This window comes from Klebsiella sp. P1954 (assembly GCF_018199955.1).
Lineage (GTDB): Bacteria > Pseudomonadota > Gammaproteobacteria > Enterobacterales > Enterobacteriaceae > Klebsiella > Klebsiella pneumoniae.
The window spans coordinates 241,980-268,488 of sequence record NZ_CP073373.1; the positions used below are offsets into that span (position 1 = coordinate 241,980).

At 60.4% G+C, this 26,509-nt stretch carries 28 protein-coding genes; 14 read left to right on the top strand and 14 right to left on the bottom strand.

Going from position 1 to position 26,509, the window contains the following annotated elements; translation table 11 throughout:
- Positions 1-14 precede the first annotated feature (14 nt).
- Genes KB890_RS01210 through KB890_RS01225 form a run of 4 tightly spaced genes read right to left on the bottom strand, consistent with a single transcriptional unit; the run spans position 15 to position 3,277 of the window.
- Positions 15-1,577: a DHA2 family efflux MFS transporter permease subunit gene (locus tag KB890_RS01210; protein ID WP_004179966.1), complete on the bottom strand. Its 1,563-nt coding sequence runs from the start codon at positions 1,575-1,577 to the stop codon at positions 15-17.
- Positions 1,574-2,617, bottom strand: coding sequence for an HlyD family secretion protein (locus tag KB890_RS01215; RefSeq protein WP_004179962.1), 1,044 nt, complete (start codon positions 2,615-2,617; stop codon positions 1,574-1,576). The genes KB890_RS01210 and KB890_RS01215 overlap by 4 nt, the downstream gene beginning before the upstream one ends.
- Entirely contained in the window at positions 2,601-3,158 is a 558-nt protein-coding gene (locus KB890_RS01220; protein WP_004176109.1) for a winged helix-turn-helix transcriptional regulator, read from the bottom strand. Before KB890_RS01220 ends, KB890_RS01215 begins: the two co-directional genes overlap by 17 nt.
- Positions 3,155-3,277, bottom strand: coding sequence for a hypothetical protein (locus KB890_RS01225; protein ID WP_032408689.1), 123 nt, complete (start codon positions 3,275-3,277; stop codon positions 3,155-3,157). The genes KB890_RS01220 and KB890_RS01225 overlap by 4 nt, the downstream gene beginning before the upstream one ends.
- 201 nt (positions 3,278-3,478) lie before the next feature.
- On the opposite strand from KB890_RS01225, the gene asd reads away from it, so the two are divergent.
- On the top strand, positions 3,479-4,597 hold the full coding sequence (gene asd / locus KB890_RS01230) for an aspartate-semialdehyde dehydrogenase (protein WP_020325036.1): 1,119 nt from the start codon (positions 3,479-3,481) through the stop codon (positions 4,595-4,597).
- A 37-nt stretch (positions 4,598-4,634) separates the two neighbouring features.
- Here asd and KB890_RS01235 read toward each other — a convergent pair whose 3' ends face one another.
- From KB890_RS01235 to hpxW, 5 genes are all read right to left on the bottom strand, one after another.
- Positions 4,635-5,057: a GNAT family N-acetyltransferase gene (locus KB890_RS01235; RefSeq protein ID WP_004179959.1), complete on the bottom strand. Its 423-nt coding sequence runs from the start codon at positions 5,055-5,057 to the stop codon at positions 4,635-4,637.
- A gap of 85 nt (positions 5,058-5,142) precedes the next feature.
- Positions 5,143-5,529: an oxalurate catabolism protein HpxZ gene (gene hpxZ / locus KB890_RS01240; protein ID WP_002905421.1), complete on the bottom strand. Its 387-nt coding sequence runs from the start codon at positions 5,527-5,529 to the stop codon at positions 5,143-5,145.
- Entirely contained in the window at positions 5,526-6,923 is a 1,398-nt protein-coding gene (locus KB890_RS01245) for an AtzE family amidohydrolase (RefSeq protein WP_004179957.1), read from the bottom strand. Before KB890_RS01245 ends, hpxZ begins: the two co-directional genes overlap by 4 nt.
- Positions 6,920-7,105 carry an oxalurate catabolism protein HpxX gene (gene hpxX / locus KB890_RS01250; RefSeq protein ID WP_004179955.1) on the bottom strand — a complete coding sequence of 62 codons (186 nt, stop codon included), beginning with the start codon at positions 7,103-7,105 and terminating at the stop codon, positions 6,920-6,922. Before hpxX ends, KB890_RS01245 begins: the two co-directional genes overlap by 4 nt.
- Before the next feature lie 10 nt (positions 7,106-7,115).
- On the bottom strand, positions 7,116-8,702 hold the full coding sequence (hpxW, locus tag KB890_RS01255; RefSeq protein WP_004179953.1) for an oxamate amidohydrolase: 1,587 nt from the start codon (positions 8,700-8,702) through the stop codon (positions 7,116-7,118).
- Between the two features lie 179 nt (positions 8,703-8,881).
- On the opposite strand from hpxW, the gene hpxU reads away from it, so the two are divergent.
- From hpxU to hpxK, 7 genes are all read left to right on the top strand, one after another.
- Positions 8,882-9,721, top strand: a complete 840-nt coding sequence (hpxU, locus tag KB890_RS01260; protein WP_004179951.1) for a MurR/RpiR family transcriptional regulator HpxU — start codon at positions 8,882-8,884, stop codon at positions 9,719-9,721.
- A 214-nt stretch (positions 9,722-9,935) separates the two neighbouring features.
- On the top strand, positions 9,936-10,721 hold the full coding sequence (locus KB890_RS01265; protein ID WP_004143665.1) for a transporter substrate-binding domain-containing protein: 786 nt from the start codon (positions 9,936-9,938) through the stop codon (positions 10,719-10,721).
- Positions 10,722-10,730: 9 nt separating this feature from the next.
- Complete coding sequence (locus tag KB890_RS01270) at positions 10,731-11,396, top strand: amino acid ABC transporter permease (protein ID WP_004176117.1); 666 nt, start codon at positions 10,731-10,733, stop codon at positions 11,394-11,396.
- Entirely contained in the window at positions 11,396-12,052 is a 657-nt protein-coding gene (locus KB890_RS01275) for an amino acid ABC transporter permease (protein WP_004179948.1), read from the top strand. The genes KB890_RS01270 and KB890_RS01275 overlap by 1 nt, the downstream gene beginning before the upstream one ends.
- Positions 12,033-12,770 (top strand): amino acid ABC transporter ATP-binding protein, encoded by a 738-nt coding sequence (locus KB890_RS01280; protein ID WP_004179947.1) that lies wholly within the window; start codon positions 12,033-12,035, stop codon positions 12,768-12,770. The genes KB890_RS01275 and KB890_RS01280 overlap by 20 nt, the downstream gene beginning before the upstream one ends.
- 15 nt (positions 12,771-12,785) lie before the next feature.
- Positions 12,786-14,027 (top strand): pyridoxal-phosphate-dependent aminotransferase family protein, encoded by a 1,242-nt coding sequence (locus tag KB890_RS01285; protein WP_004179945.1) that lies wholly within the window; start codon positions 12,786-12,788, stop codon positions 14,025-14,027.
- The gene (gene hpxK, locus KB890_RS01290; RefSeq protein ID WP_004179943.1) at positions 14,024-15,283 is read left to right on the top strand and encodes an allantoate amidohydrolase; all 1,260 of its coding nucleotides are present in this window, start codon (positions 14,024-14,026) and stop codon (positions 15,281-15,283) included. Before KB890_RS01285 ends, hpxK begins: the two co-directional genes overlap by 4 nt.
- A 32-nt stretch (positions 15,284-15,315) precedes the next feature.
- On the opposite strand, the gene KB890_RS01295 is transcribed toward hpxK, so the two are convergent.
- Positions 15,316-16,293 (bottom strand): NAD(P)H-dependent flavin oxidoreductase, encoded by a 978-nt coding sequence (locus KB890_RS01295; protein WP_004179941.1) that lies wholly within the window; start codon positions 16,291-16,293, stop codon positions 15,316-15,318.
- A 174-nt stretch (positions 16,294-16,467) separates the two neighbouring features.
- Between KB890_RS01295 and KB890_RS01300 the strand changes: the two genes are divergently transcribed.
- The gene (locus KB890_RS01300) at positions 16,468-17,358 is read left to right on the top strand and encodes a LysR family transcriptional regulator (RefSeq protein ID WP_004218747.1); all 891 of its coding nucleotides are present in this window, start codon (positions 16,468-16,470) and stop codon (positions 17,356-17,358) included.
- 64 nt (positions 17,359-17,422) lie between these two features.
- Positions 17,423-17,956 (top strand): hypothetical protein, encoded by a 534-nt coding sequence (locus KB890_RS01305; protein WP_004179939.1) that lies wholly within the window; start codon positions 17,423-17,425, stop codon positions 17,954-17,956.
- Between the two features lie 233 nt (positions 17,957-18,189).
- Here KB890_RS01305 and KB890_RS01310 read toward each other — a convergent pair whose 3' ends face one another.
- Together KB890_RS01310 and KB890_RS01315 are read right to left on the bottom strand one after the other, a co-directional pair.
- Positions 18,190-19,290 (bottom strand): NADH:flavin oxidoreductase/NADH oxidase, encoded by a 1,101-nt coding sequence (locus tag KB890_RS01310; RefSeq protein WP_002905225.1) that lies wholly within the window; start codon positions 19,288-19,290, stop codon positions 18,190-18,192.
- Positions 19,291-19,397: 107 nt separating this feature from the next.
- Positions 19,398-21,005, bottom strand: a complete 1,608-nt coding sequence (locus KB890_RS01315; RefSeq protein ID WP_004179935.1) for an FAD-NAD(P)-binding protein — start codon at positions 21,003-21,005, stop codon at positions 19,398-19,400.
- A 275-nt stretch (positions 21,006-21,280) separates the two neighbouring features.
- Between KB890_RS01315 and KB890_RS01320 the strand changes: the two genes are divergently transcribed.
- Positions 21,281-22,513 (top strand): MFS transporter, encoded by a 1,233-nt coding sequence (locus tag KB890_RS01320; protein ID WP_004179934.1) that lies wholly within the window; start codon positions 21,281-21,283, stop codon positions 22,511-22,513.
- Positions 22,514-22,553: 40 nt separating this feature from the next.
- Here KB890_RS01320 and KB890_RS01325 read toward each other — a convergent pair whose 3' ends face one another.
- A complete protein-coding gene (locus KB890_RS01325; protein WP_004179932.1) occupies positions 22,554-23,468 on the bottom strand; it encodes a DMT family transporter in 915 nt (304 codons plus the stop codon).
- 201 nt (positions 23,469-23,669) lie between these two features.
- Here KB890_RS01325 and KB890_RS01330 point away from each other — a divergent pair, with 201 nt between their 5' ends.
- The gene (locus tag KB890_RS01330) at positions 23,670-24,770 is read left to right on the top strand and encodes an iron-containing redox enzyme family protein (RefSeq protein ID WP_004148409.1); all 1,101 of its coding nucleotides are present in this window, start codon (positions 23,670-23,672) and stop codon (positions 24,768-24,770) included.
- Here the strand turns inward: KB890_RS01330 and KB890_RS01335 are convergent.
- Positions 24,746-25,324, bottom strand: coding sequence for a TetR/AcrR family transcriptional regulator (locus tag KB890_RS01335; RefSeq protein ID WP_004179930.1), 579 nt, complete (start codon positions 25,322-25,324; stop codon positions 24,746-24,748). The two genes, KB890_RS01330 and KB890_RS01335, sit on opposite strands and share 25 nt — an antisense overlap.
- A gap of 337 nt (positions 25,325-25,661) precedes the next feature.
- Between KB890_RS01335 and KB890_RS01340 the strand changes: the two genes are divergently transcribed.
- Together KB890_RS01340 and KB890_RS01345 are read left to right on the top strand one after the other, a co-directional pair.
- Positions 25,662-25,850 carry a hypothetical protein gene (locus tag KB890_RS01340; protein ID WP_002905214.1) on the top strand — a complete coding sequence of 63 codons (189 nt, stop codon included), beginning with the start codon at positions 25,662-25,664 and terminating at the stop codon, positions 25,848-25,850.
- 70 nt (positions 25,851-25,920) lie between these two features.
- The gene (locus KB890_RS01345) at positions 25,921-26,499 is read left to right on the top strand and encodes a GNAT family N-acetyltransferase (RefSeq protein WP_014907574.1); all 579 of its coding nucleotides are present in this window, start codon (positions 25,921-25,923) and stop codon (positions 26,497-26,499) included.
- Positions 26,500-26,509 lie beyond the last annotated feature (10 nt).

Below are 26,509 nucleotides of genomic sequence, written 5' to 3' on the forward strand. Positions count from 1 at the left end.
ACTCTCCTGTAGTATCAGTGTGCCGGCGGCTTTTTCATCAAGGGAACCAGCAGCGCGGCAAGTAAAAAACCCATCATGATGAGGTAGAAAGCATCGGAAAATGCCTGGGTTCGCGCCTCCCGTAGCGCCAGCGCGGAAAGATTTTTCAGCGCCGCCGTCTGCGCGGCATCCGGCGAGATCCCCTGGACGGTGAAGTTTGCCGCGCTGCGCTGAACAAAATCGCTCATTGCCAGGTTGGCGTTATTCAGATGGTCCGCCAGGCGGCTATAGTGCAGATTGGTTCTGTCGTTAAGCACCGTGCCGCACAGGGCGATGCCGATGGCGCCCCCGAGGTTGCGCATCAGATTAAACAGCCCGGAGGCCAGCTTCAGGCGCGCGGGCGGCAGGCTGCCCAGCGTCAGGGTCACCGTTGGCGCGACGGCAAACTGCTGCGCCAGTCCGCGAAAGGCCTGCGGGAGCAGCAACTGGTCCGCCCCCCAGTCGTGAGTGATCGGAACAAAGCTGTACATTGACACCGCAAAGCCGATCAGCCCGGCCATCAGCAGCCAGCGCAGATCGACGCGGTTGGCGAGCCACGAATAAAACGGAATAGACATGACCTGGAACAGACCGGTGGAAAATACCGCCAGGCCGATCTCCAGCGCACTGAAACCGCGCACGCTCCCCAGATACAGCGGGGTTAAATAGATGGTGGCGAAGATGCCGACGCCGGCCATAAACGAGAAATAGCAGCCGAGGCTGAAGGTTCGATCCTGCAGGGCGCGGAGATCCATCACCGGCTGCGGATGGCGCAGGGTGCGGATAACAAAGGCCACGCCGCAGAGCAGGGCGACCCAGGCGGTGGTCGTCAGGGTCGCGTCATCAAACCAGCCCCAGCGCGGACCTTCTTCGAGGGTATATTCCAGGCAGCCGAGGGACAAGGCCAGCAGCAGAATACTGAGATAGTCGGCGCCGCGCAGCAGAGTGGGGTCGGCGCTGTCTACTTTTACCAGCAGCGGCACTGCCACCGCGATGTAAATCCCCGGAACCACGTTGATAAAGAACAGCCAGTGCCAGTTGTAGTTTTCGGTGATCCAGCCGCCCACCGTTGGACCCAGCGTAGGGGCGAGGGAGGCCAGGCCGCCGATCGTCGCCGCGGCGATGACCCGCTGTTTGCCCTGAAAAAAGGCGAAAGCGGTGGTGAACACCAGGGGGATCATCGACCCGCCCGCCAGTCCCTGCAGGGCGCGGAAGGCGATCATACTCTGGATGTTCCACGCCCAGCCGCACAGCAGGCTCATCAGCGTGAAGCCCGCCGCGGAAGCGGCAAACAGCCAGCGGGTCGACATGACCCGGGCCAGCCAGCCGGAAAGCGGGATAATAATGATCTCGGCGATCAGGTAGCTGGTTTGTACCCAGACGGTTTCATCGTCGGCCGCCGACAGGCCGCCGCCAATATCCCGCAGCGAGGCGGAGACGATCTGGATGTCGATAAGGGCAATAAACATCCCCACGCACATGCTGGCGAAGGCGAAGATCTTCTTCGCCGTCGGCATCGACAGACCCTGCGGGGCGGACAGCGCCTGAACGGTGCTCATCGAGGGCTCTTTTCGTTCACGGTGACGATCACCGACAGTCCCGGGCGCAGGACGTCAAGCTTTGCCCCGTCACCTTCCAGCGCAATGCGGACCGGCACCCGCTGCACGATTTTAGTGAAATTCCCGGTCGCGTTCTCCGCCGGCAGAATGCTGAAGCGTGAGCCGGTCGCCGGCGCCAGGCTGGCGACATGCCCCTTAAAGGTATGGTTCGGCAGCACATCGGCGACGATGGTCACCGGCTGGCCGGCACGCATATGCGCCAGCTGGTTTTCCTTGAAGTTAGCGTCAATCCACAGGCCGTGCGCGGGTACCAGGGAGAGCAGCTGCGTACCGCTGCTGACGAAGGAGCCGGACCACGCGCGGCGGTTGCCAATCACCCCATCGAACGGCGCGCGAATGTCGGTATAGCTGAGGTTCAGCCTGGCCATCTCGAGGTTAGCCTGGGCCTGCGCCAGGGCAGCCAGGATTTGCTGCTGGCGAGCATCCAGCACCGCCAGCTGACGTTCGGCCACGGTTTTATCCGCTTTGGCCTTCTCCTGCTCGGCGTGCGCCCGGCGATAATCGGCGGAGGCGTTATCGCGGATCTGTGCGGAAATCGCGCTCGACGCGGCCAGGGCGTTATAGCGTCGGTTGTCGTTAGCCAGTTTTTCGGTTGCCGCCGTGGCGGCCAGTAACGAGGCCGCAGAGCCGGCAATGGTCGCCTGCTGAAGCTGGCGGGTAGCCTGGATATCGGCCAGCGCGGCCTGCTGCGCCGCCACTTCTCCGGCGGCTTTCGCGAGGGCGGCGCGATAATCGCGGTCGTCAATGCGGATCAACAGGTCACCTTTTTTCACCGCCATATTGTCCTGCACCGCCAGCTGCTGGATATAGCCGGAGACTTTGCTGGAGATGGCGCTAATGTCGCCGCCGACATAGGCATCATCGGTGGTCTGCATAAAGCGCCCGGTATGCCACCAGTAAGCGCCGTAGCTCGCTGCCGCCAGGGCGGCAGCCCCCAGGGCCGCCAGGACAAGAATATTTTTCTTACTGGTCGGATTCATTGCTGGCATCTCTGTAAGGTTCAGGCTGGAATTTTTGCCCGCTATCGCCTTCGCGTTTGCGCAGCAGATATTCATGACGATATTTCATCAGCGGCGAGGCGGCGGGGCCCGGCACCATGGCGTATTTACCCGGGATAATCTCTTCCCCTGTCGCTTTATCCACCATGACTGGCTCCACGTGGCGCTGGGTTGCCATTTCCACCAGCTGCATCTGACGCCCTTCGGGGGCGAAGTGGCGATTACCCCATTCCGCCAGCGCCAGCAGCACCATGCGGAAATCGCGGCCGCGCGGCGTGAGGTGGTATTCGTAGCGCGGCGGGGTGCTGCTGTAGCACACCTTCTCCAGCAGTCCGTCATCGACCAGTTCCTTCAGGCGGCGCGACAGAATATTGGGCGCGACGTTGCTGCTTTTCTGGAACTCGTCAAAGCGGGTAAAGCCCGCGAAGGCATCGCGCAGGATCATGATGCTCCAGCTGTCGCCGATGCGGCCCAGGCTGCGGGCGATGGGGCAGGGAGCGTGGCAAAGCGGTTCATTTTTCATGGGCTGTCCAGTAACCAGGTGGCTTTTGCCAGCAAATTGACATAGTAACTATCAAAATGCAAGTTACTCTTCATGGTACCCGGAGAAGAAGCTGCTCCCGTTTCGCTACGCCGTTTCACCTTTGAATGCCGAAAACTGGACAGTCGCCGCCGCCTTATATCTGCTTGACCGTAATAAGAGATAAATATCGCTGATGGCAGATGAAACATTTTAATAATGATAAAAATCGATGTGCTGGGTAATGACCTTTATTGGGGGATACGATATAAGGTATGGCGACACTCAAATTAACATTCTCATAACTTATAAAGGTTAAATAAATGAAGCAGGTGGGTATTGTTGGTTGGCGAGGGATGGTGGGCTCTGTATTACTGCAAAGAATGATCGAAGAAAATGATTTTGACGGTATTTCAGCGCATTTTTTTAGCACCTCCAGTGCGGGCGGCGTGGGCCCGGTTATTAATGGTAACAGCGACAGGCTGAAAGATGCGAATTCCCTTAGCGCCCTCGCCGAAATGGATATTATTATAACCTGTCAGGGCGGGGATTATACCAAAGCCATCTATCCTGCGTTAATTAACCATGGCTGGCAAGGTTACTGGATTGACGCCGCTTCGGCGCTGCGGATGGATGAAAAAGCCTGCATTATTCTCGACCCGATCAACCGCGATAATATCGATCGCGCGGTAAAAGCGGGATTGAAACTGTTTGTCGGCGGCAATTGCTCCATCACGCTGAGCCTGATGGGGCTGGCCGGGCTGATAAAAGCGGATCTTATCGAATGGTTGAGCGTGATGACCTATCAGTCTGCCTCCGGGGCGGGCGCCAAACAGGTGCGGGAATTAATCGCACAAAGCGCTTATATCAGTCAGCATTTATCCGCTGATGAACTGACATCATCAGGTTCCGTGCTGCCATTGGTAAATAAAGTGAGTGAGTTGATTAACAGCGCGGGCATGCCGGTGGAGAATTTTGGCGTCCCCCTCATGGGCAGCATCATTCCGTGGATCGACAGCGATCTGGGCGATGGAAACAGCCGCGAAGAATGGAAGGGCGAGGCGGAAACTAATAAAATTCTTGGCCTTGCGCCGGGTACCATCCCGGTCAATGGTTTATGCATTCGGGTCGGGGTGATCCGCTGTCACAGCGCGGCGATTACGCTGAAACTTAAACGTGAGGTCAGCGAAGCAGAATTTGCTGAGTTAGTCACCCATTCCCATCCGTGGGTAAACTATGTCCGCAATAATAAGCAAGAGAGTGTCAGTAAATTGACCCCGGCTGCTATTAGTGGTTCGCTGCAGGTAGGTATTGGCCGCTACAAGAAAATGTCGCTAAATAATGACCCAGTCTACTCGGTGTTAACGGTTGGCGATCAGCTATTGTGGGGGGCGGCGGAACCCCTGCGCCGCATGTTAAATATCCTGCTGGGCAAAATATAGTTACGGTCATCCGGGGAAAGCCCTCGCGCGCAGGCGGTTAAGACAAATGTTTAACGAAGCGTTTGCGAACCTCCTTGTAGCCGTTATTTTCATAAAATTGATGCGCTCTGATTCTTTTTTCACTACTTGAAAGCTCGATCTGAGCGCATTGTTTATCACGGGCGAGGCGCTCTGCGGCCTGGAGAAGCTGCTGGCCTATCCCTGATCCACGTGACGATTCCTCTATGACCAGCGCGGAAATTAATGCCCATAAACGGTTCTCATGTACCGGTAAAATAAAATTGATAACGATTACGCCACACACGGCGTTTTCTGTTTCCGCCACCAGCGCACTCATCATCCTCTGCGGGGCAGTGATGCGTTGCGCTAAGATCGCCGTCTCCGTCTGATAGCCCAGCTGCAGAAATAGCGTTTGCAGCGAGGGGATATCTTTTGCTTCAGCAGCTCTGATGAACACCATGATCTTCGACTCCAAATAGCGTGTTACCGGACCGGAAGCGGGCCGGCGGATACCTTATTCCCCGGTCCGCTCCAGTCTATGCCACTCAGTCCATCAGACTGACCTGGGCGGCGACAATCCGCCAGCCGTAGGGGAAGCGTACCCAGGTCTGCTGCTGGCGGCCCAGGCGCGCGCTGCCTTCGCGGGTGAACTCGGTGCTGCACACCGCCATATCCGCGCCAAAGGTGGTAATGGTGGTATGGCGCAGATCGCGGGCCAGACCGGCGGCGGGGCGGGCGGCGCGAAAGGCGCGGATCGCCTCGATGCCATACAGATTTTCGCCGGCTCCCAGCCGTACGGTGCGCGGGTCGTGCCAGAACAGCGCATCCAGCGCCTCGATGTTATTGCTCACCAGCGCCTCTTCATACTGATAAAACGCCGCCGTTACCTCGGCGAGGATCGCCGGGCGGTCTACATTATCCAGATTGATCATGCTGCACTCTCCGCCACTCGGGCATCGGTAATGCCCATCGCTTCCAGCGCCCGCGCGGCGCGAAGACAGGCTTGTTCGTTAAACGGCGCGGCAATCAGCTGCAGGCCAATCGGCTTACCGCTGGCGGTACGCAGGGGCACGGTCACCACCGGCAGCCCGAGGAAGGAGATCGGCTGCGTCAGCATTCCCATGCTGGCGCGCACCGGCAGCGGCTGGCCGTTAATCACCATCTCCTCCGCGCCTATTGGCGTGGCGCTGCATGGGGTGGCCGGGGCGATCAGCACGTCGGCCTGGCTGAACAGGGATTTCATTGCCTGACGGGCATGACGGCGAAAACGCTGAGCCTGCAGATACCACGCGGAGGGGATCATCGCGCCGGCCAGCAGCCGCTCGCGGGAGTGAGGTTCAAAGCGCTCGGGCGAGTGGCGAAGATCCGTCAGGTACTGATTGCCGCCTTCGCTGGCGCTGATGATAAAGGCCGCCGAGCGGGCCAGCGCGGCATCCGCGAACTGCAGCTCGCTGTCGGCGCCCAGCGCGTGGGCGACCCGATCCACGGCCGCCCGGGCGTCGTCATCGCACCAGGTGGTGAAATAGCCCCCCAGCCGCGCGCAGCGCAGCCCCTCCAGTCCGCGTTCCAGCAGATTGCCGGTGCGCTCGCTGGCTTTATCAGCCTGAAAGTCATCGGCCGGGTCGCGCCCCTGCAGGGCGTCATACACCGCGGCGAGGTCGGCTACCCGGCGTGCAAAAGGACCAATATGATCCAGACTGGCGACAAACGGATGGCTGCCAGAGCGCGACAGGCGCCCGAAAGTGGGTTTCAGGCCAAAGATCCCGCACAGCGACGCGGGGACACGGATCGAGCCGTTGGTGTCGCTGCCGAGGCTGAAATGAACCAGCCCGGCCGCCACCGCCGCGGCCGAACCGCCGGAAGAACCGCCGGCGATCCGCGACAGATCGTGCGGGTTGCGCGTCGCGCCATAGTGGCTGTTTTCGGTGGTAAAGCCGTAGGCGTAGGCGTCCATATTGAGCATCCCGCTGAGCAGGGCGCCGGCGCTGTGCAGCTGGCGCACCGCCCAGCTGTCGCTGGCTGCCGGCGGCCGGTCGCTCAGCAGTTCGGCGCCGGCGAGGGTGGTATGCCCGGCGACATCAAACAGATTTTTCACTGCGTAAGGAATCCCTGCCAGCGGCGGCAAGGGGCGCTTTTCCCGGCGCAGGGCGTCGATGCTGTCGGCCTCCGCCAGCATGCGCTGGGCGGTGACCTCGGTCCAGGCGTTGATCTGCGGATTCACGCGGGCGATATCGTCCAGCGTCTGGCGGGCGATCTCCCGGGCGCTCAGTTCGCCATCGTGCAGCGCACGCTGGAGATCGGCAATGGTAAAGTGTTGAAGAGTCATGCTTTATACACCCCCGCAATCTCCTCGCGCGGCCCGAGGGGATAGTCCATCAGCGGCTGCGCCATGGCGGCGATGCGGGCAAACTGGCGCTCCAGCTCCTCACGGCGCGGCGCATCCAGCTCCATATCCAACAGGTGAGTCATCTGCGTCAGATACTCGCTCCAGTCTGGCTGTGTGGTCATAGTCTGCTCCTTAGTATCCGGCGGCGGCGCCGTTGCTGCGTGGATCGGTCGCCCCTTCAAGCAGACCGTTGGGATGGCGGACAATGGCCCCGGCGTGGCCCATCGCTTCGCTGAAATCGGCCAGCACTTCTACGTCGTGCCCCAGCTCGCGCAGGCGCGCGATACAGGCGGGGGCAAAGCGTCCCTCCAGCTTCAGTGAGTCGGAGGACTGGCCCCAGGTGCGGCCCAGCAGCCAGCGCGGACGGGAGATGCTCTCCTGCAACGGCACCCCCTGCAGGATATAGCGGGTAAACAGCGCCGCCTGCGTTTGCGGCTGACCGTCGCCGCCCATCGAGCCATAGACCATCACCCGGCCATCGTTCAGGCGCGCGGCGGCAGGGTTGAGGGTGTGGAATGGCTGTTTGCCAGGGGCCAGCGCCAGGAGATGCTGCGGGTCGAGGCTGAAGGCCGCCCCGCGGTTTTGCCAGACGATCCCGGTGTCCGGGAGTACCACGCCGCTGCCGAACTCGTGATAGATACTCTGAATAAACGACACTGCCAGTCCGCTGTTATCCACGACGCCCATCCAGACGGTATCGCCCGGGCCTTTGCCGCCGCCCCAGGGGGAAGCGCTGGCGTCGTCGATGCTGTCGGCCAGCGGCTGCAGGGCTTCCGGGGTGAGCAACTGCTGTACATCCACATCCAGATGGCGCGGATCGGCGATATGCGCATCGCGCAGGGCAAACGCCCGCTTGGTGGCTTCGACGATACGGTGCACCGTTTGCGCGTCGTCGGCATCGGCCATCTTCAGACGGTCGGTGATGCCAAGGATCGCCAGCGATACCAGCCCCTGCGTGGGCGGGGCAAGATTCCACAGCGTTCCCTGCTGGTGCTGGAGCGTCAGCGGCCCCGGACGCCGGGCGCGGTGGGTCTGCAGGTCGCGGAGGGTGACAGGCATCCCCAGCGTGGCCATCCCCTGCGCGAGACGCTCGGCCAGCGGCCCGCGATAAAAGCTGTCGAGACCGTCGCTGGCCAGCATGCGCAGGGTACCGGCGAGGGCGGGCTGGCGGAAGCGGCTGCCGGGCCGCGGGGCCTCGCCCGCTACCAGCCAGGTTTCGCTGAAGCCCGGCTGATGGCGCAGCTCTTCCAGTTTGCTGGCGGTGGCGTGGGCCTGCGAGGCAGTGACCGGAATACCGTCTTCGGCATAGCCGATCGCATCGGCCAGCAGGCGGGCCACCGGCAGCGCGCGGCCGGTTAAGTCCCGTGAAATACGCAGCGCCTCGTCCCAGCCGCTGACGGTGCCGGCGACGGTCAGCGCGGCCTGCGGTCCCCGGTGGGGAATATGCTGCTGTCCGGCGTAGGCCTCGAGGGTCGCCAGCGATCCGGCGGCCCCGCTGGCGTCAATGGCGATGGGGTCTCCCTCAGGCGGCACGATCAGCCAGAAGCCATCGCCGCCGAGGCCATTCATATGGGGATAGACGACGGCGATGGCCGCCGCGGCAGCCACCATCGCTTCAATGGCGCTGCCGCCCTCGCGCAGGATCGCCAGCGCGCTCTGACTGGCGAGGTGGTGGGGGGCCACCGCCATGCCGTGGGTCGAAACGTTGCTACTGTGCATAAATTATCCTTTCTGAACGAATCACCCGCAGAACACTGCAAAAGCTGTTCCATCTCTGAACGTTTCGTTTCATTGATAAAAACGATGACCAGAATTTTCCCACTGGCACGCTATGTGTAAGGCATAGCAGATACAGTATGATGAGGAATAGATGATGAAACGAAAGTTACAGGGGCGCTATGCAACAACTCGATGAACGACTGAAAGGGCAATACGCCTCGCTGTCGCCGCAGGAGCAGCGGGTGGCGGATTTCATCTTTGACCACTTTGACGACCTGATAAGCTACAACAGCGCCGAGCTGGCGCAGCTGAGCGGCGTGTCGAAAGCCACCGTCAGCCGGCTGTTTAAGCGCCTCGGTTACGACAAATATAAGGATATGCGCGATGAACTGCGCACTCTGCGTCAGAGCGGGATGCCGCTCACCGACCAGCGCGACGCGGTGCAGGGTAACACGCTGCTGGCGCGCCATTTTAAGCAGGAGATGGCAAACCTCACCCAGTGGGTCAACGCCCTCGACGCCCGCCAGTTCGCTGAGGCGCTGACGGCGATGGTGGCCGCCCGCCGCATTGTGGTGATTGGCATGCGCAACGCCTATCCGGCGGCGCTGCATCTGCGCCAGCAGCTGCTGCAGGCCCGCGGCCAGGTGCTGGTGCTGCCCCAGCCGGGTCAGAGTCTCAGCGAAGAGCTGGTCGATCTGACCGCCGATGATCTGGTGGTAATGATGGCGTTTCGCCGCCGGCCGCGAATAGTACGCCCGCTGCTGCAGCAGCTGCAGCGCGACGGGGTGCCGGTCCTGTTAATGTGCGAGCCGCAGGCCCACAGCCTGTTTCCGCTCTCCCGCTGGCAGCTCTGCGCGCCGCTGGACAGCGTCTCCGCCTACGATAGCTATGCCTCGGTCAACAGCCTGATTAATCTGCTGGCCAATGCCTTTCTCCATGAAACGCTCGACAGCGGTCGTCCGCGCATCCACGATATCGCCACGCTTTACCAGCAGCTGGACGAGCTGGAACAACGCTGATGGGGCGCCAGCGTGGTGCTGTGCATTATTATGGTGCAATAAAAACCACGTCATGGCGCCGCCGCTCTCTGAGCACTTTTCCGTTAACGCTTGTCCTTTCTCACTTTTTGTTTTAATTCCTCGCCAACCCTCGCCTCGTCTGTATCTGGCACATTAGTTGCAAAAACAGATTCAAAGAATCTTTTGTTTCATGCTAACGTAACGGGTAAACATCATGAAGAAACTGTTGATCGCGCTGGCCGGGGCCGCTTGTCTCCTATCGTCTGTTTCTGCCGCGCAGGCTGACCAGCTCCAGGATATTGAAAAACGCGGCGTCATCCGCATTGCCGTACCCCAGGACTTTCCACCGTTCGGCTCGGTGGGTACCGACCTGCAGCCGCAGGGGTATGACATCGATATGGCGCGCTATCTGGCGAAATCGATGAAGCTCAAGCTGCAGCTGGTCCCGGTGACCAGCGCCAACCGCGTGCCGTATCTGCAGACCGATAAGGTGGACCTGGTGATCTCCAGCCTCGGCAAGAACGCCGAGCGCGAGAAGGTGATCGACTTCAGCCGCGCCTACGCCCCGTTCTTCCTCGGGGTGTTTGGCCCGAAAGGGGCGGAGCTGAAGGACGCGGCCGCGCTGAGCGGCAAAAGCATCGGCGTGACCCGTGGGGCGGTGGAAGATATGGTGCTGACCAGCGTGGCGCCGCAGGCGGCGCAGATTAAGCGCTATGAGGACAACAACACTACGCTGTCGGCTTACCTGTCCGGTCAGGTGCAGTATGTCGCCACCGGAAACCTTGTGGTGGCGGCTATCTCCCGGCAGAACGCCGACAAAGCGCCGGTCCCGAGCTTTATGCTGAAGGACTCGCCGTGCTTTATCGGTCTGAAAAAGAACGAACCGGCGCTGAAGGCGAAAGTGGATACCCTCATCGAGCAGGGCATTAAGGACGGCACCCTCAACGGTCTGTCTGAGAAGTGGCTGAAAGCGCCACTGCCTGCCAGCCTCGGCGCGTAAGGTCTGGGGATGACGGAGCAACTTCATTTCTCTGAGCTCTGGCCGCACTGGCCGGAGCTGCTGGCCGGCCTGTGGGTGACGGTGCAGTTGACGGTGCTGGCGACGATCGGCGGACTGGCGATCGGCATCCTTGGGGCGGCGATCCGCAGCGGTCGCCCGGGAATGCTCAGCCGGGTATGGGGCGGATATGTGGAAATCATCCGTAATACGCCGTTTGTGGTGCAGCTCTTTTTTATCGTCTTTGGTTTACCGAACCTCGGACTGAAGATGACCGCCGGTGAAGCGGCGCTGCTGGCGATGGTGGTCAACCTCGGCGCATATAGCACCGAGATCGTCCGCGCCGGCATCCAGGTGACGCCGAAGGGCCAGTGGGAAGCCGGTCGCGTGCTCGGGCTTAGCCGGACGCAAACCTTCGTTCGCGTCGTACTGCCCCCGGCGCTGCAGCGGATTTATCCGGCGCTGGTCAGCCAGTGCATCATTGTGATGCTCGGCTCGTCAGTGGTGTCGCAGGTCTCCTATGAGGAGCTGACCTTCGCCGCCAACCTGATCCAGTCGCGGACATTTTTGAGCTTTGAGGTCTATCTGGTAACCACCGGGATCTACTTAGCGTTATCGATAGCGATGCGCCAGCTGCTGATGGCGGCGGGGCGTAAATGGCTGGGGGTACAGGCCTGATGACCACTTTTACTGACTGGGACATTATCCGCAACCTGCTGCTGGCCGGTCGCTGGACGGTGCTGCTGTCGCTGGTCGCGTTCACCGGCGGGGCGCTGGTGACCTTACCGTTACTGCTGCTGCGCCTCACCGGCGGACGCCAGGTGAAACGGCTGATCCGCGGGTATATTGAGCTGTTCCAGGGCACGCCGCTGCTGATGCAGCTGTTTCTGGCATTCTTTGGCGTGGCGCTGTTCGGCATTGACGTCTCGGCGTGGACCGCCGCCTCGGTCGCCCTGACGCTCTACACCAGCGCCTTTCTGCTGGATATCTGGTTCGGCAGCATTCGCGCGCTGCCGAAAGGCCAGTGGGAAGCCTCGCGCTGTCTCGGGCTGAGCTTCGGCCAGACCCTGTACCGGGTGGTGGCGCCGCAGGCTCTGCGCATTGCCATCGCGCCGACCGTCGGGTTCGCCGTACAGGTGATCAAAGGCACGGCGCTGGCATCGATTATCGGCTTTGTGGAGCTGACCAAGGCCGGGACGATGCTGACCAACGTCACTTATCAGCCGTTTAAAGTGTTTGCCCTTGTGGCGCTGGGCTATTTCATTCTGTGCTATCCGCTGTCCCGCTACAGCCGCTATCTGGAGAACAAATTCAATGCCTCTCATCACCATTAATCAGATGCAGAAGTACTACGGCGACAACCATGTGTTGAAGGGCGTCGATCTGGATATCGACATGGGGGAAGTGATCTCGATCATCGGCCGCAGCGGCTCGGGTAAAAGCACCCTGCTGCGCTGTATCAATGGTCTGGAGGGCTACCAGGAGGGCAGTATCAAGCTCGGGGGCATGACCATCACCGATCGCGATTCACAGGCCCGGGAGATCAGCCGCTCCATCGGCATGGTGTTCCAGAACTTTAACCTGTTCCCGCACATGACGGCGCTGGAGAACGTCATGCTGGCTCCGCGGCGGGTGCTGAAGAAGTCCCAGGCCGAATGCCGGGAGCTGGCGCAGCGGATGCTGGAGAAGGTCGGGCTCGGCGACCGTCTGGATTACTACCCGGCCAACCTCTCCGGCGGCCAACAGCAGCGCGTGGCCATTGCCCGGGCGCTGGCCATGTCGCCGAAAGTTTTACTCTGTGACGAAATCACCTCGGCGCTCGACCCGGAACTGGTGGGTGAAGTGCTGAAGGTGCTGGAGCAACTGGCGGCGGAAGGTATGACGCTGATCCTCGTCACCCATGAAATGAATTTTGCCCGCGAAGTGGGCGACCGCGTGGTGTTTATGCATCAGGGACGCGTCTGGGAGCAGGGCGACAGCAAAACGCTGTTCGCCAGCCCGCAGACCAGCGAACTGAAACAGTTTATCTCCTCGGTGCGCGGTCTTAACTAACGTAAGGAATGGCAGATGGATATCACTCAGTTTTCGCAAATTAATCCGCCGCAGCGCCTGCTGATGGGGCCGGGGCCGATCAATGCCGACCCGCGCGTGCTGCGCGCCATGTCGAGCCAGCTGGTTGGCCAGTACGATCCGGCGATGACCCACTACATGAATGAAGTCATGGCGCTCTACCGCGGCGTGTTTCGCACCGAAAATCGCTGGACGATGCTGGTCGACGGCACCTCGCGCGCCGGGATCGAAGCGATTCTGCTGTCGGCGATCCGTCCCGGTGACAAGGTGCTGGTGCCGGTGTTCGGCCGGTTTGGTCATCTGCTGTGCGAGATCGCGCGTCGCTGCCGGGCAGAAGTGCACACCATCGAGGTGCCGTGGGGCGAGGTCTTTACGCCGGATCAGGTTGAGGATGCGATCAAGCGCGTGCGGCCGCGCCTGCTGCTCACCGTGCAGGGCGATACCTCCACCACCATGCTGCAGCCGCTGGCGGAGCTGGGGGAGATTTGCCGTCGTCACGATGTGCTGTTCTATACCGACGCCACCGCGTCGCTCGGCGGTAACCCGCTGGAAACCGACGCCTGGCAGCTGGACGCCGTGTCCGCCGGGATGCAGAAGTGCCTGGGCGGACCTTCCGGCACCTCGCCCATCACCCTCAGCCCGCGGATGGAAGAGGTCATCCGCCGCCGCCGCTGCATTGAGCAGGGGATCCGCACCGATGCCCATCACGATGGCGTCGACGAGATGATCTACTCCAACTATTTCGATCTCGGCATGGTGATGGATTACTGGGGGCCGGAGCGCCTTAACCACCATACCGAAGCGACCTCGGCGCTGTTCGCCGCCCGGGAGTGCGCGCGCCTGATCCTCCAGGAGGGACTCGACAACGGCATCGCCCGCCACAAACTGCACGGCGATGCGCTGCTGAAGGGCATCCAGGCGATGGGGCTCGAGACCTTTGGCGACCTGCGGCACAAAATGAATAACGTGCTGGGGGTGGTGATCCCCAACGGGGTCAACGGCGATCAGGTACGCAAACTGATGCTGGAAGATTTCGGCATTGAAATTGGCACCTCGTTTGGTCCGCTGCACGGTAAAGTCTGGCGCATTGGCACCATGGGCTATAACGCGCGTAAAGACTGCGTGATGCAGACGCTCAGCGCGCTGGAAGCGGTCCTGAACTACCTCAGGTTCACCACCACTCAGGGCGCGGCGATGCAGGCGGCCTGGGATCACTACCGCACCGAGGCCACCCTATGAGTGACACCGTCCGCCAGCAGGCGGAGAGAGAGGCGGCCGCCAGCCGGGTGATGGCGCGTGCCGATCGGCTGGCCGCCCTCAGCGAAACCGCCGATGCCCTGACCCGGGTCTATCTGTCGCCAGAGCATCTGCAGGCCAACCAGCTGGTGGGGCAGTGGATGCAGGCCGCCGGCATGATGGTATGGCAGGACAGCGTCGGTAATATCTGCGGTCGCTATGAAGGCGTGCAGGAGGGCGCGCCGGCGGTGCTGCTGGGCTCTCATCTCGACACCGTGCGCAACGCCGGGCGCTACGACGGCATGCTCGGTGTACTGGCGGCGATTGAGGTGGTCCAGCGTCTGCACCAGCAGGGGCGACGGCTGGCGAAGGCAATCGAGATCGTCGGCTTTGGCGATGAAGAGGGCACCCGCTTTGGCATCACCCTGCTCGGCAGTCGCGGCGTCACCGGCACCTGGCCTGAAAGCTGGCTGTCACAGTGCGATACCGACGGGGTGAGCGTCGCCCAGGCGCTGGTGAATGCCGGACTCGATCCGGCGCGGATCGCCCACGCGGCCCGTCACCCGCGGGATATCGCCGCCTATCTGGAACTGCATATCGAGCAGGGGCCGTGCCTGGAGCAGGCGGGGCTGGCGCTCGGCGTGGTGGAGGCGATTAACGGCGCCAGACGGCTGAACTGCCGTTTTACCGGCGAAGCTGGCCATGCCGGCACGGTGCCGATGCTTCATCGCAAGGACGCCCTCGCCGCGGCGGCGGAATGGATGGTGCAGGTGGAAAACCTGACCCGGCAGCGCGGCGGTAACCTGGTGGCGACGGTCGGCACCCTGCGCTGTGCGCCGGGCGCGGTAAACGTGATACCGGGCGAGGTGCAGTTGACGCTGGATATTCGCGGCCCGCAGGATGCGCCGCTGACGGCGCTGCTGGAGGAACTGCTGGGGCAGGCGCAGGCCATTGCCGGGCGCCGCCAGCTGAGTTTCGCCGCCGAGGAGTATTATCGCATCGCCGCCACCGCCTGCGACAGTCACCTGCAGGCGGTGCTGAGCGAGGCGGTGGTGGCGGTGCAGGGGCGTTCCCTGACGCTGCCGAGCGGCGCAGGGCATGATGCTATCGCCATCGCCGAGCGCTGGCCATCGGCGATGCTGTTTGTGCGTTGCCTGGGGGGCGTCAGCCATCACCCGGCGGAGTCGGTCACCGCCGCCGACGTCGGGCTGGCTATCGACGCTTTCTCCCGGGCGGTAGAGAAGGTGGCCGACGCCTGATCGCGCCGGTCACCGTGCCCCGGCTGGCGGCTTTACACCGCCAGCTGGTTGACCACCTCGGCGACGGAGGTGATGGCATGGATGTTGCCGATCCCCGCGCCCACCGAGATATATCCCTCATCGGTATTCCCCTCCAGCATGCCCAGCCGCATCCCGCGCAGACCACCCATCGCCTGGGCCAGCTCGGTCCTGGAGGCGCCGGCCCGGTCCATGGCCACCAGTGTGTCGCTCAGTTTGCCGGGCAGCGCGCGGTAGTAGTCCGGTAGGGTACGGAACAGGCGCAGATCCAGACCGTTGGCGGCCACAATTTTCGCTTTCACCGAGTCGGGAACCCGGCTTTCGATGGTGCTGATAAATACCGAACCGGCGAAGACGCCCTCCGCCCCCAGGGCATGAACGGCGCGCGCGCCCCGGGCGTCGGTGATCCCTCCGGCGGCCATCACCGGAACCCGCTGTACCGCGTCGACGATCAGCGGGACGATGGTGAAGGTCCCGAGGGCGGTACCCGGCAGCGTGCCGCCTTCGTCAAAGCCGGTGGCGACAATAATATCCGCTCCGGCCTGCTCCGCGCGGCGGCTGTTCTCCGGCGTCGGGTTGATGTCACGATAGATAATGGTGATCCCGGCGGCTTTCAGTTCGTCGAACAGCGCCGGTTTTAACGAACCGTCGCCGTAGCCGGTGTAGACCACCACCTTAACCCCTTCCTCTTTGATCACCGGGAGGATCGCCGGCGTCCAGATGTCATTTTCCGCCGTCGGGATCAGGTTGACGCCAAAGGGTTTCTCCGTCAGCTGTTTGGTTTTGCGGATCTCTTCGCGCATTTTCTCGGCGGTGGCCTCCGGGGTGGAGACGGCGGTTGCCGCCGTCAGTCCGGCGTTCGGGCCCAGCACGCCAAGCCCACCGGCGTTGCCGACGGCCGCCACCAGACGAGCATCGGTTAGCCAGGAGAGGGGCCCCTGGACCACCGGTTTTTCAATACCCAGAATGCGGGCGACGCGGTTAGGTTGCATGCTATTTTTCCTTGTATGTTAATAAGTTATAAATTTGTTCGCCCCAGCGATGCGGCAATGAGGGCAGTGTAGGCGTCTTTATTGTTTTAAAAAATGAGAAAAAACTTTCATCACTATTATTAAATTAGTAATAATGTGAACTGATGAAGAGGTGGGAGGCGGGCCATCATGCAAATGAATCTGTTTGAAAATATTAAAATTTTTATTGAAATCGTCGATGCCGGCAGCTTTGCCCAGGCGGCGGAAAATTTGCAGATCCACCGACCGGCGGTGACCAAAGCACTGCAGCAGCTGGAGCAGGAGAGCGGGGTCCGGCTGCTGCAACGCACCACCCGGCGTCTTTATCTTACGCCGGAGGGGGAAGAGTTTTATCGTCGCAGCAAACCGTTGCTCTCCCAGGCCGACGATCTGCTGGAGTCGTTCGCGCCGGACCGGCCGATCCGCGGTCAGCTGCGCGTTGATATGCCGATCGCCTTTGCCCGGCTGCTGGTGATCCCGCATCTGCCGGATTTTTATCAGGCCCATCCGGAGGTGGAGATTGTCCTCAGCAGCTCCGACGTACGCCGGGATATGCTGCGCGATGGTCTGGATTGCCTGCTGCGGGTGGGGGATCTTGAGGATGGCGACTATGTGGCGCGTTCGCTGGGGGAGGTGGCGTTAACCACCTGCGCCAGTCCGGGCTATCTGGCGCGCTATGGGGCGCCCGCGACGCTGGAGGACCTGCAGTCGCATCTGGCGGTGAACTGGGTGAACAGCAGCAGCCGGCAGATTATGCCCTGGCGATTCCAGACCCCGGAAGGCATCAGGCAGATCGCCATTCCCGGTAAACTGGTGCTGGACAACTCTGAAGTCTTTACTGCTGCCGGGCTGGCGGGGCTGGGGATGCTGCAGGGGATGCGTTTCTTTTTGCAACCTTATATCGACAGCGGGCAACTGGTGGAAGTTTTGCCGGACTTTCCGGCGCCGCGTCGACCGTTGTCGCTGCTCTATCCGCACCGGCATCTCTCGCATAAGGTTCGGGTCTTTGCCGACTGGCTGCAGGGGCTGGTGGCGACCCTGGACTGACAATCGGCGCTGTCGCCTTGACTCTATCGGCTGAGCGTTTATATATAAAATGTGAATGCTATTAATGCAACGAATCACAAAGCTGGATAACGACTTAACCTGTAAGGGAATGCTGATGAAACTCTGGAATAAAACACTACTCGCTTCCGCCCTGTGCCTTACCCTGTTTGGCTGCGACGATGCGTCGAAAGTTGATAACAAACTGGATAAGGCTAAAGATAATGCGGAGCAGATGAAGGATGCCGCGGCGGATAAAGCGCAGGCAATTAAACAGGATGCGGATAAGCAAATCGATACGCTGAAAAGCCAGGCTGACGCCGAGGCCGATCGCCTGAAGGATCAGGCCAGCGCCATCAAGGCCGAGGCGGACAAGAAGGCGGACGCCATCGCCCAGCAGGCGAAAGCCCAGGCCGATGCGGTGAAGCAGAACGCAAAGCAGGAAAGTGACCGCATAGTCAAAGAGGCGGGTCAGATCAAAGACAACGCCATCGGTGACGCCAATCAGCTCTCGGCTGAAGCGGCGAGCAAAACCAAAGCCATCCAGGACAGTATCGCGAAGGATAAACAGAACGCCGCGCCGCCTGCCGCACAGCAGTAACTCGCGGTGTTTGCCTGACCCGCCGCCCGGAAATATAGGGAGCGGAGCCTGATAGATTGCCCGGCGGCGCTGCGCTTGCGCGGGCCTACGCAGGGGGCGGGTTGGCTGCGCAATTACCGGGTATCACCCTTTTGTAGGCCGGGCAAGGCGTCGCCGCCGCCCGGCACATGGACCGCAATAACATCCTGCTCAGGGGTATCTTACGATACCCCTTTTTTATGCCCGCCGTGGGTTCAACGGTTTGGCAGCAGGGTGCCTTTCAGGCCGTGCGGCTCCGAGCGCAAATACTGCGACGGCACACGGACCTGGGCGCCAAGGCTGGCCGCTGCGTGCCACGGCCAGTGCGGATCGTAAAGTACCGCGCGGGCGAGGGCAATCAGGTCGGCATCGCCATTCTCCAGCGCCGCTTCCGCCTGCTGCGGGTCGGTGATCAGCCCCACGCCAATCACCGGGATGGCTACCTGCTGGCGAATGTCGCGGGCGAAAGGCAACTGGTATCCCGGCCCAACGGTGATCGCCTGCTGCGGCGACAAACCGCCGCTGGAGACGTGAATATAGTCACTGCCCAGCGTTTCCAGCTGCTGGCTAAACTTAATGGACTGCTCGCAGTCCCAGCCGCCTTCGACCCAGTCGGTAGCCGACAGCCTGACGCCCACCGCCATGGTGTTGCCCACTGCCTCGCGGATCGCCTTAAAGACTTCCAGCGGATAGCGCATTCGGTTCTCCAGCGAACCGCCGTACTCGTCGCGGCGCTGGTTGCTGAGCGGCGAGAGAAACTGGTGCAGCAGATAGCCGTGGGCGGCGTGCAGTTCAATCAGCTCAAAGCCCAGCCGCTGGGCGCGCAGCGCGCTGGCGACGAAGGCCGCTTTGATGCGCGCCAGATCGGCATGGCTCAGTTCCGCGGGGGCGCGATCGCCATCGTGAAACGCCACGGCGGAAGGGGCGACGGTCTGCCAGCCACCATCGTTGAGCGCCAGCTGATGGCCTCCCTGCCAGGGGGCGGCGCAGGATGCTTTGCGTCCGGCATGACCCAGCTGGATCCCCAGACGGATCGGCGACCAGGCCCGAATATCTTCGACTACGCCGCGCAGGGCGTTTTCGGTTTCATCATCCCACAGCCCCAGATCCCCCGGGGAGATACGCCCCGCAGGCTCTACCGCCGTGGCTTCCAGAATTAACAGGCCGGCGCCGGAGAAAGCCAGTTGGCCAAGATGGATCCGGTGCCAGGAGGTCGCCTTACCCTCGTCGGCGGAGTACTGACACATCGGGGCGATAACGATACGGTTATCAAGGGTGAGTTGACCAATTCGCGTCGCGCTAAAAAGATGACTCATGAATACCTCGTAAATGTTAAACGTGGTCGTGCAGGGGACGGACAGTTGCTGTTTATAGCACGCCTGTTCACCCCCCCAGTATTCGGATATTGCGCTTAAGCGCTCCGCTATTCGATATACCAGAGACGGCGCCGTCGGCCGGCGGCCTGCTGCGACACGGCGCGGGCCATTGCGCTGCCAATCTCGGCGCTGGCCGTCAGCCCCTGCACAAAGGGGCGATCGTGCATCAGCCAGGGAAGGGCGCCGAAGGCGACCCGACCGCGCACTGTCTCCGGCGCCTGCAGCGTGTAGTCATCACCAACGTCCGGAATGTCGTCGCCGCAGGCCAGCAGCTGCTGGCGCAGTGAAGGGAAGGGCAGATCCCGGGTTTTCAGCGCTTTTTGTCCGCGGGCATCGATAAAGACATCGAATTCGCAGCGCTGACGATGATGAACAATCAGCGTCCGGTCAGGCTCCCGCTGCAGCTCATAATCTTCGCCCAGCGTCAGGATCCGCAGAATGCCAGCCCGGTGCAGGGCCAGCAGCCGACGTATGGACTCCGGCGGAATGGCGGCGTAGTTATCGATAAATACCCGGGCGAGGCCCTGGCGGAAGCGACGGCTGTCCGCGTCGTTGAACTGCGGCACCACGGTTTCAATCGCCTCATGCAGGCGCAGAATGGCATAGCGCCAGGGCACCGTGTGGTGTTCGCGCTTATTGCGCTCCACCTCCTGCAGATTGCGCTGCGCCCACTGAAAGGGGTCATGGGTGAGGCGGTCGGCAAACCAGGCGTCGGCGATACTGTCAGGCGTCAGCTGACGAAGCCCGATCGCCTCGCTCCAGTCGGGGGCAGCATATTCCAGCTCTTTAACGATCAGCTCAAAAATCCGATCTAACAGAGCGTCGCTACCCTCCGCAATGGTCGCTTCGAGGGCGGCGGGAGTGGCAATCTCCAGCGGCTCCCACGGGATCGGGCAGTAAAAATCGGCCTCCGGCAGCACGCCGTGGCGTGACATCAGGGTGATCTCCAGCGCTTCGCTGCCCGGATGGAGGGAAAAATGGGGCGTTTTGTCGTCCTCGGTATGGAAAACGCCGTGGCGGGCCACTACCGCCACGGCGGCATCAATCGCGCTTAATGAAGTCCCAAGGATCCCCACCCGACAGGGGGCAATGCGGGCCTCCATCAGGCCGGTCCACGGGCTGGGGAAGTACTGTCGGCTGGCGCGCTCTTCTTCAGGCCACAGATGGCCGGTGGCAATCGCCACCAGGTCGACAATTACCGGGTCTGCTGCACTATCGGTGTGGATGGCGATCCCGGTGGGCTGAACCGCAATATCCGTGACTTCACAGGATTCACAAACGCTAATCACAAAGCCGACGTCCCGGGCCCGCTCAACGAGGTACAGAAAACGGTCGCGATAGTATTCGCCGAGGATAACCCGCGGCAGAAACTGGCGCTCATGCAGGGCGTGCCGTTCAAGCCCGCGCGCCGCCAGCCAGTCATCGCTTTGCTGCTGCAGCCATTGCAGGTAGGTCAGGTCGATGGGGGGGATCTCAATGCTGGCAATATTGGCCAGCATTTGCGCCGCGGTATTATCGTCACTGTAGGGCATACCCACCCCGGCCTGCGCCTCTTTTTCAAACAGAGTGATGGCCAGCGGCTCACCGCGCTTCACCAGTTCATAAAAGGTGTAAATCCCCGTCGGCCCCATGCCGACGATGGCAATTCTCTTCATGATTCTCTCCCTTCCTGTGGGCAGATGCGGCATTGATGACGCTTCGCTTAAGCGAACCTGGTTTTAATTCTGGTCGAAAATTACCGAACCGGTGAGGGGAACACGCAATTTGAAACAAATTAGCATGCTAATAAACTTGCCGATTGTCGTAAAAGGGGTGTAATTAACAAAAGAGCAACTTTCTATACAAACAATTTACACAAGCGGTAACCCCAGCTCGCTCTGCTGGACGCCGCGCACACTCCCGGCAATGCCGTCGGGATAGGGATGACAAGATGCACGGCTGGACCTCACGACAGCGTAATGCGGCGATAGCCAGTTTTTTAAGCTGGACGCTCGATGCTTTCGACTTTTTCCTGTTAGTTTTTTTACTGAGCGATATCGCCCACTCGTTTCATGTCGACCTTGAGGAGGTCACCCTGGCGATTCTGCTGACTCTGGCCGTGCGGCCCGTCGGCGCGCTAATTTTCGGCAGGGCGGCGGAGAAGTTTGGTCGCAAACCAATCCTGATGCTCAACATTGTGTTCTTCTCGGCTTTTGAGCTGCTCTCCGCCGCCGCGCCGTCGTTGATGCTGTTTTTCCTGCTGCGGGTGCTGTACGGCGTGGCGATGGGCGGGATCTGGGGCGTGGCCTCTTCGCTGGCGATGGAGACGATCCCCGACCGCTCGCGCGGCCTGATGTCCGGCCTGTTCCAGGCGGGATACCCCTTCGGCTATTTGCTGGCGGCCGTCGCCTATGGGCTGCTGTTTGAACAACTCGGCTGGCGCGGGATGTTTGTCATTGGCGCCGCGCCGGTGCTGCTGCTGCCGTTTATCTATTTCTGCGTCGAGGAGTCTCCGGTTTGGCAGGCGGCCAGGCAGAATAAAGAGAGTACGTCCCTGCTGCCGGTACTGCGTAGCCACTGGAAGCTGTGCCTGTACCTGGTGGTGTTGATGGCGGCTTTCAACTTCTTCTCCCACGGGACGCAGGATCTTTACCCGGTCTTTTTGAAAGTTCAGCACGGCTTCGAGCCTAAAACGGTCAGCATCATCGCGGTCTGCTATAACATCGCCTCGATCATTGGTGGAGTGTTCTTCGGTTCGCTGTCGGAGAAGATTGGCCGACGCAAAGCGATTATGATCGCCGCCCTGCTGGCGCTGCCGGTCATTCCACTGTGGGCTTTCGCCAGCGGCTCGCTGGCGCTGGGGGCGGGGGCGTTCCTGATGCAGTTTATGGTCCAGGGGGCCTGGGGGGTGATCCCCACCTGGCTCAATGAACTGGTCCCGGCCAACACCCGGGCGGTGCTGCCCGGCTTCGTCTACCAGCTGGGTAATTTGCTGGCTTCGGTGAATGCCACTCTCCAGGCATCAATCGCCCAGCATCATGGGCATAACTACGGCCTGGCAATGGCCCTGGTGGCCGGGACGGTGGCGATTGTCATTACCGTCCTGACCTTTTTTGGTCGCGAAGGCCGGGTGATCCAATCCGCAGGAGCGGGACATCACCAGCCGCTCTCCACCAGCCGTTAACTTTTGTGACCGGGCGTGGCCAGGCGCCCGGTCGCATACATTAGTCACGCAGACGAATAGACGCCGCCTGGCGTTTCTCCAGCGAGCAGATCCCAATCCCCACCATGATGAACAGCGCGCTAAACAGATGCCAGGCCTGCGGTTGAGTATGCAGGAACAGGATGCTCAACACCCCACCGGAGAGGGGGATGATGTGGGTGTAAATTTCGCCCCGCGTGGCGCCAATGGTGGCGATACCTTTGTTCCAGAACAAATAGGCCAGCCACGATGGGAAAATTACCAGATACGCCAGGCCGCTGAGGAAAAACGGCTCGCGCCAGGCTGCCCAGTCCTGCGCCGGGTGGCGCATCAGCCAGAAGATGACGATTGGCACCAGGATCAGGGCGCCGAGCAGCGAGCTGACGGCGACAAAGCCATTCGCCGGGATACGGCGGTCCTTCAGACGTAACAGCGAACAGTAGAGCGCCCAGCTCAGCGCCGACCCCATCGCCCACAGGTCGCCGATGGCAAAGGTGTGCAGAGAGGCGGCGTGCAGCGGATTTCCCTGAAATAAGAGGATCATCACGCCGAGGGTGCTAAAAGCCACTCCGAGCCAGTTACGCCCTAATACCGGGTCGCGGAAAATCAGCCGGTTAATCAACAGCACCATGCTCGGCGTGGCGGACATATAGATGGCGGCGTTGAGCGCGGAGGTGGTTTGCAGGCCAATATAGAGCGTAAGCGGGAAGCTGACCTGGCCACAGAGGGTGAGCACCACCACCGCCGGGGCGTTTGCCCGCAGCAGGTGGCGACTGCCGACGATTTGCCGTCGGTAGAGCAGGCCCAGCAGCAGCGCCGTCAGCGCCCAGCGCGCTTCGGTCATCAGGATCGGATCCACGCCCTGCACCAGCACGTGCCCGACAACATAATTCCCGCCCCAGAACAGAGCCGCCAGCGTCAGTAACAGATAAGGCATGATGGTTCCTTGTGTCGTTTGTCACTGTACTGAATGGTAATGTTATTGTTTTTATAATATCAATAATATTTTAGTGGTTTTTATTGTATTCATTTAAATTCTTTGATAATCAGTAAATTGAAAGCACGTGTGAAATTTACGTTGCCGCATTATGGACGGTACTATACCGTATAGTAGCCATGTATTTCACAGGGATAAATCATGCGTAACACAGATAATGGGGTGATTGGAAGCGACCAGACCGCGGTGATGGCCAGGCTGGCGCTGGATGAGTTAATTGACCAGCTTCTGCACAGCAACGCGCTGTCGCTGAAGCTGACGGCCAACCCGCTGGTGGCCGACAGAGCCTGGCATCTCACTGAGAATACCTGCATCCGCGCCTTCTCCGCTGACGATCCACAGGCCAAAAAGCGTGCGCACCACGCGCTGTTCATTCTCTATCAGTCCTGGCTTGCCGACCCGCTCTCGCCAGCGGCTGCCAATCAGTTTCATCCGCTGCTTTCCGGGATCAGAAATTACATCGAGTCTGAGTGGCTGCGGGCGGAAAGCAAACGCTTCCACCACCAGAGACCAATGCTTAACGCCGGCAATATCGTCGACGAACTGCGCGCCTTATGCCAGCAGCACCCGGCGTCTCATCATCCGCTGTTCGATTTCCTTGCCAGCGAGGCCTCTGCGGCGCAAATCGACTATTTCTTCAAAAGCGACAGCGCCCTCAATCTGCTTTTCTTCGATCTGGTGGCGATGGGGCTGGTGGGCTCGCTGCCGGAAACCCGCGCTGAGATTGCGCAAAATCTGTGGGATGAGATAGGCCAGGGCAGCACCGAGATCACCCACGTTAATCTGTATAAGGATTTACTGAAGCGGCGGAATATCGCGTTGCCGGACAATCATTTTGCCCATTTGTACGAGTGGCAGGGGCTGGCCGGGTATAACGCCTTTATGCTGGGCGGCGTAAACCGTCAGCATTATTACAAATCGCTGGGCGTGATGGCGATGACCGAGCTGCTCGACCCGCCGCAGTATGAAAAACTGGTGGCGGGCTGTCGGCGGATTGGGCTTTCCGAGCGCGACGTGCATTACTATGCCGAACATATCACGGTCGACATCGGTCATGCGGATGGCTGGCTGAACAATGTGATTGTGCCGATTGGCAAAAAACATCCGGCGGCGATGGAGGAGGTCTTCTTTGGCGCCGCGCTGCGTCTGCAAACCTGCAACGATTACTATGATGGTCTGCTGGCGGCCCTGCAGTCGCTGGGCGGCAGCTTATCATCTCACAGCGTACCGCCTTCTGAGTAAATAAGCGCTTTGGCCGCGCTCCAGGCGGTCACCCCTGGCGGGATCTCCCGGCATTCGGCGGACTCGGCCTGCTGGGCGGCGATGGCGCCATCGATGAGCATCACCATCATCATGGCCACCCGCTCGGCAGGTTCCGGTTTTAACACCTGCAGGAGGATATCGCGGAAGAACTGCCAGAGGAGCGACTTAAATCGGGAGCATTGCTCCTGGATCGCCGGCGATGACGCGCCATATTCAAACAGCGCGCGGGTAAACATGCAGCCGTGGAACGTTTCGCAGGTAAACCAGCGATGGTAGTAGTCGAACACGGCGAACAGCTTTTCCCGCGCGCTGGCTTTATCCGCGGTGATCTGCGCCAAATCCTGCATAAATTCGCTCTCTTTCTGCTTGAGGATAGCCAGAATGAGCGCCTCTTTATCGGCGTAATAGCGGTAGAAGGTCATTTTGGAGATGCCAGCATGTTCAGCAATCCGCTCGATGCTGGGCGACTGATATCCTTCGCGATTAAACAGCGTGCTGGCGTGGCGGAGAATGTCCGCTTGTTTTGGCTTCATGCGTTTTCCTGTCGAATGTTCGCTGTCACGACTGCCGGTGACACGGCCGTCCTGCGACAGCGGTGCATTATGCCGGATCTTGCCGCCAGACGGGCAAAAAGTAAATTAGCCGCGGTTTATGCGGCGTCGGTTCCCTCAATAAAAACAAGATTGCGTAGACATACACAAGTCATGTCCTTATGTTTCTGAACCGGCGTATTATTCGGACCTTTATACTCATAAGCTGTGAATGATGTACTTTCTGATAGGCATTATTTCTGAAGTCTGAGACGGTTACAGCAGGACAGGCATCGAATGAGGGTATTACAGACATCATTACCAGGATGATCCGATAACTATGATGAATCTTATTAAAAGATTGCTGCGAAGAATATTCAGGTCGTTAATTTCCTATTATGGCCCAGCTGTACTGACCATCCTCTTCGCCGTGGCGCAAGGGCTCTTTTTTCCAGAGACGCCTCTCTGGCTTGTTCCCCTGTTTTTCGTATTTGTTATTGTAATGTTTTATCGGTTTGTGAAATTTTAATATCGAAATTTAACTTTATATTAAATTGACAAGGAAGTGCGATGGCTGGGTTGAGGCTGCGCAGGTTAAGATGGCCCCGCCATTGCCCGTCTCATTGAGAAGAAGAGAAGAGATGAAATTACCCCTGACCACGCCCCGGCTGCTGCTGCGCCGGTTCAGAACGGAAGATCTGCCGTCTTTCAGCCATTATCGCAATCTGCCGGAGGTGGCCCGCTTTCAGAGCTGGACCCACTACGGCATGACAGAGGCGACAGCCTTCTATGAACAACAGCGTTCGCAGGCCTTTGCTGAGGATGAGAGCTGGTTCCAGCTTGCCGTAGAGATTCAGGCCAACGGTGCGCTGGCGGGAGATGTGGGGATCCACTTCTTAGATCACGGCAGACAAGCCGAGCTGGGGATGACCTTTTCCCCTGCGTATCAGCATCAGGGGTATGCCCGGGAAGCCATGCGGGCGGTGATGGCCTTACTCTTTGAACAGTTAGCCCACCACCGGCTGACAGCGGTGGTAGACACCCGCAATACCGGCGCGATCAAACTCCTGGAAGGGCTGGGCTTTCGTCGCGAGGCGCATTACCGGCAGAATATCTTTTTTAAAGGCGAGTGGGGCGATGAGTACCTGTACGCGCTGTTGCGTAGCGAATATCAGTGAAGTGACGGGC

Bases quoted from the DNA above. Each gene is read 5' to 3' on its own strand.
- asd (WP_020325036.1), top strand. From the start codon at position 3,479: ATGAAGCAGGTGGGTATTGTTGGTTGGCGAGGGATGGTGGGCTCTGTA.
- KB890_RS01315 (WP_004179935.1), bottom strand. From the start codon at position 21,005: ATGAAGAGAATTGCCATCGTCGGCATGGGGCCGACGGGGATTTACACC.
- KB890_RS01270 (WP_004176117.1), top strand. From the start codon at position 10,731: ATGACGGAGCAACTTCATTTCTCTGAGCTCTGGCCGCACTGGCCGGAG.
- KB890_RS01345 (WP_014907574.1), top strand. From the start codon at position 25,921: ATGGCCCCGCCATTGCCCGTCTCATTGAGAAGAAGAGAAGAGATGAAA.
- KB890_RS01215 (WP_004179962.1), bottom strand. From the start codon at position 2,617: ATGAATCCGACCAGTAAGAAAAATATTCTTGTCCTGGCGGCCCTGGGG.
- KB890_RS01320 (WP_004179934.1), top strand. From the start codon at position 21,281: ATGCACGGCTGGACCTCACGACAGCGTAATGCGGCGATAGCCAGTTTT.
- hpxU (WP_004179951.1), top strand. From the start codon at position 8,882: ATGCAACAACTCGATGAACGACTGAAAGGGCAATACGCCTCGCTGTCG.
- KB890_RS01235 (WP_004179959.1), bottom strand. From the start codon at position 5,057: ATGGTGTTCATCAGAGCTGCTGAAGCAAAAGATATCCCCTCGCTGCAA.
- KB890_RS01220 (WP_004176109.1), bottom strand. From the start codon at position 3,158: ATGAAAAATGAACCGCTTTGCCACGCTCCCTGCCCCATCGCCCGCAGC.
- KB890_RS01300 (WP_004218747.1), top strand. From the start codon at position 16,468: ATGAATCTGTTTGAAAATATTAAAATTTTTATTGAAATCGTCGATGCC.
- hpxX (WP_004179955.1), bottom strand. From the start codon at position 7,105: ATGACCACACAGCCAGACTGGAGCGAGTATCTGACGCAGATGACTCAC.
- KB890_RS01280 (WP_004179947.1), top strand. From the start codon at position 12,033: ATGCCTCTCATCACCATTAATCAGATGCAGAAGTACTACGGCGACAAC.
- KB890_RS01245 (WP_004179957.1), bottom strand. From the start codon at position 6,923: ATGACTCTTCAACACTTTACCATTGCCGATCTCCAGCGTGCGCTGCAC.
- KB890_RS01325 (WP_004179932.1), bottom strand. From the start codon at position 23,468: ATGCCTTATCTGTTACTGACGCTGGCGGCTCTGTTCTGGGGCGGGAAT.
- hpxZ (WP_002905421.1), bottom strand. From the start codon at position 5,529: ATGATCAATCTGGATAATGTAGACCGCCCGGCGATCCTCGCCGAGGTA.
- KB890_RS01305 (WP_004179939.1), top strand. From the start codon at position 17,423: ATGCAACGAATCACAAAGCTGGATAACGACTTAACCTGTAAGGGAATG.
- KB890_RS01295 (WP_004179941.1), bottom strand. From the start codon at position 16,293: ATGCAACCTAACCGCGTCGCCCGCATTCTGGGTATTGAAAAACCGGTG.
- KB890_RS01275 (WP_004179948.1), top strand. From the start codon at position 11,396: ATGACCACTTTTACTGACTGGGACATTATCCGCAACCTGCTGCTGGCC.
- KB890_RS01340 (WP_002905214.1), top strand. From the start codon at position 25,662: ATGATGAATCTTATTAAAAGATTGCTGCGAAGAATATTCAGGTCGTTA.
- KB890_RS01285 (WP_004179945.1), top strand. From the start codon at position 12,786: ATGGATATCACTCAGTTTTCGCAAATTAATCCGCCGCAGCGCCTGCTG.
- KB890_RS01330 (WP_004148409.1), top strand. From the start codon at position 23,670: ATGCGTAACACAGATAATGGGGTGATTGGAAGCGACCAGACCGCGGTG.
- KB890_RS01335 (WP_004179930.1), bottom strand. From the start codon at position 25,324: ATGAAGCCAAAACAAGCGGACATTCTCCGCCACGCCAGCACGCTGTTT.
- hpxW (WP_004179953.1), bottom strand. From the start codon at position 8,702: ATGCACAGTAGCAACGTTTCGACCCACGGCATGGCGGTGGCCCCCCAC.
- hpxK (WP_004179943.1), top strand. From the start codon at position 14,024: ATGAGTGACACCGTCCGCCAGCAGGCGGAGAGAGAGGCGGCCGCCAGC.
- KB890_RS01265 (WP_004143665.1), top strand. From the start codon at position 9,936: ATGAAGAAACTGTTGATCGCGCTGGCCGGGGCCGCTTGTCTCCTATCG.
- KB890_RS01310 (WP_002905225.1), bottom strand. From the start codon at position 19,290: ATGAGTCATCTTTTTAGCGCGACGCGAATTGGTCAACTCACCCTTGAT.
- KB890_RS01210 (WP_004179966.1), bottom strand. From the start codon at position 1,577: ATGAGCACCGTTCAGGCGCTGTCCGCCCCGCAGGGTCTGTCGATGCCG.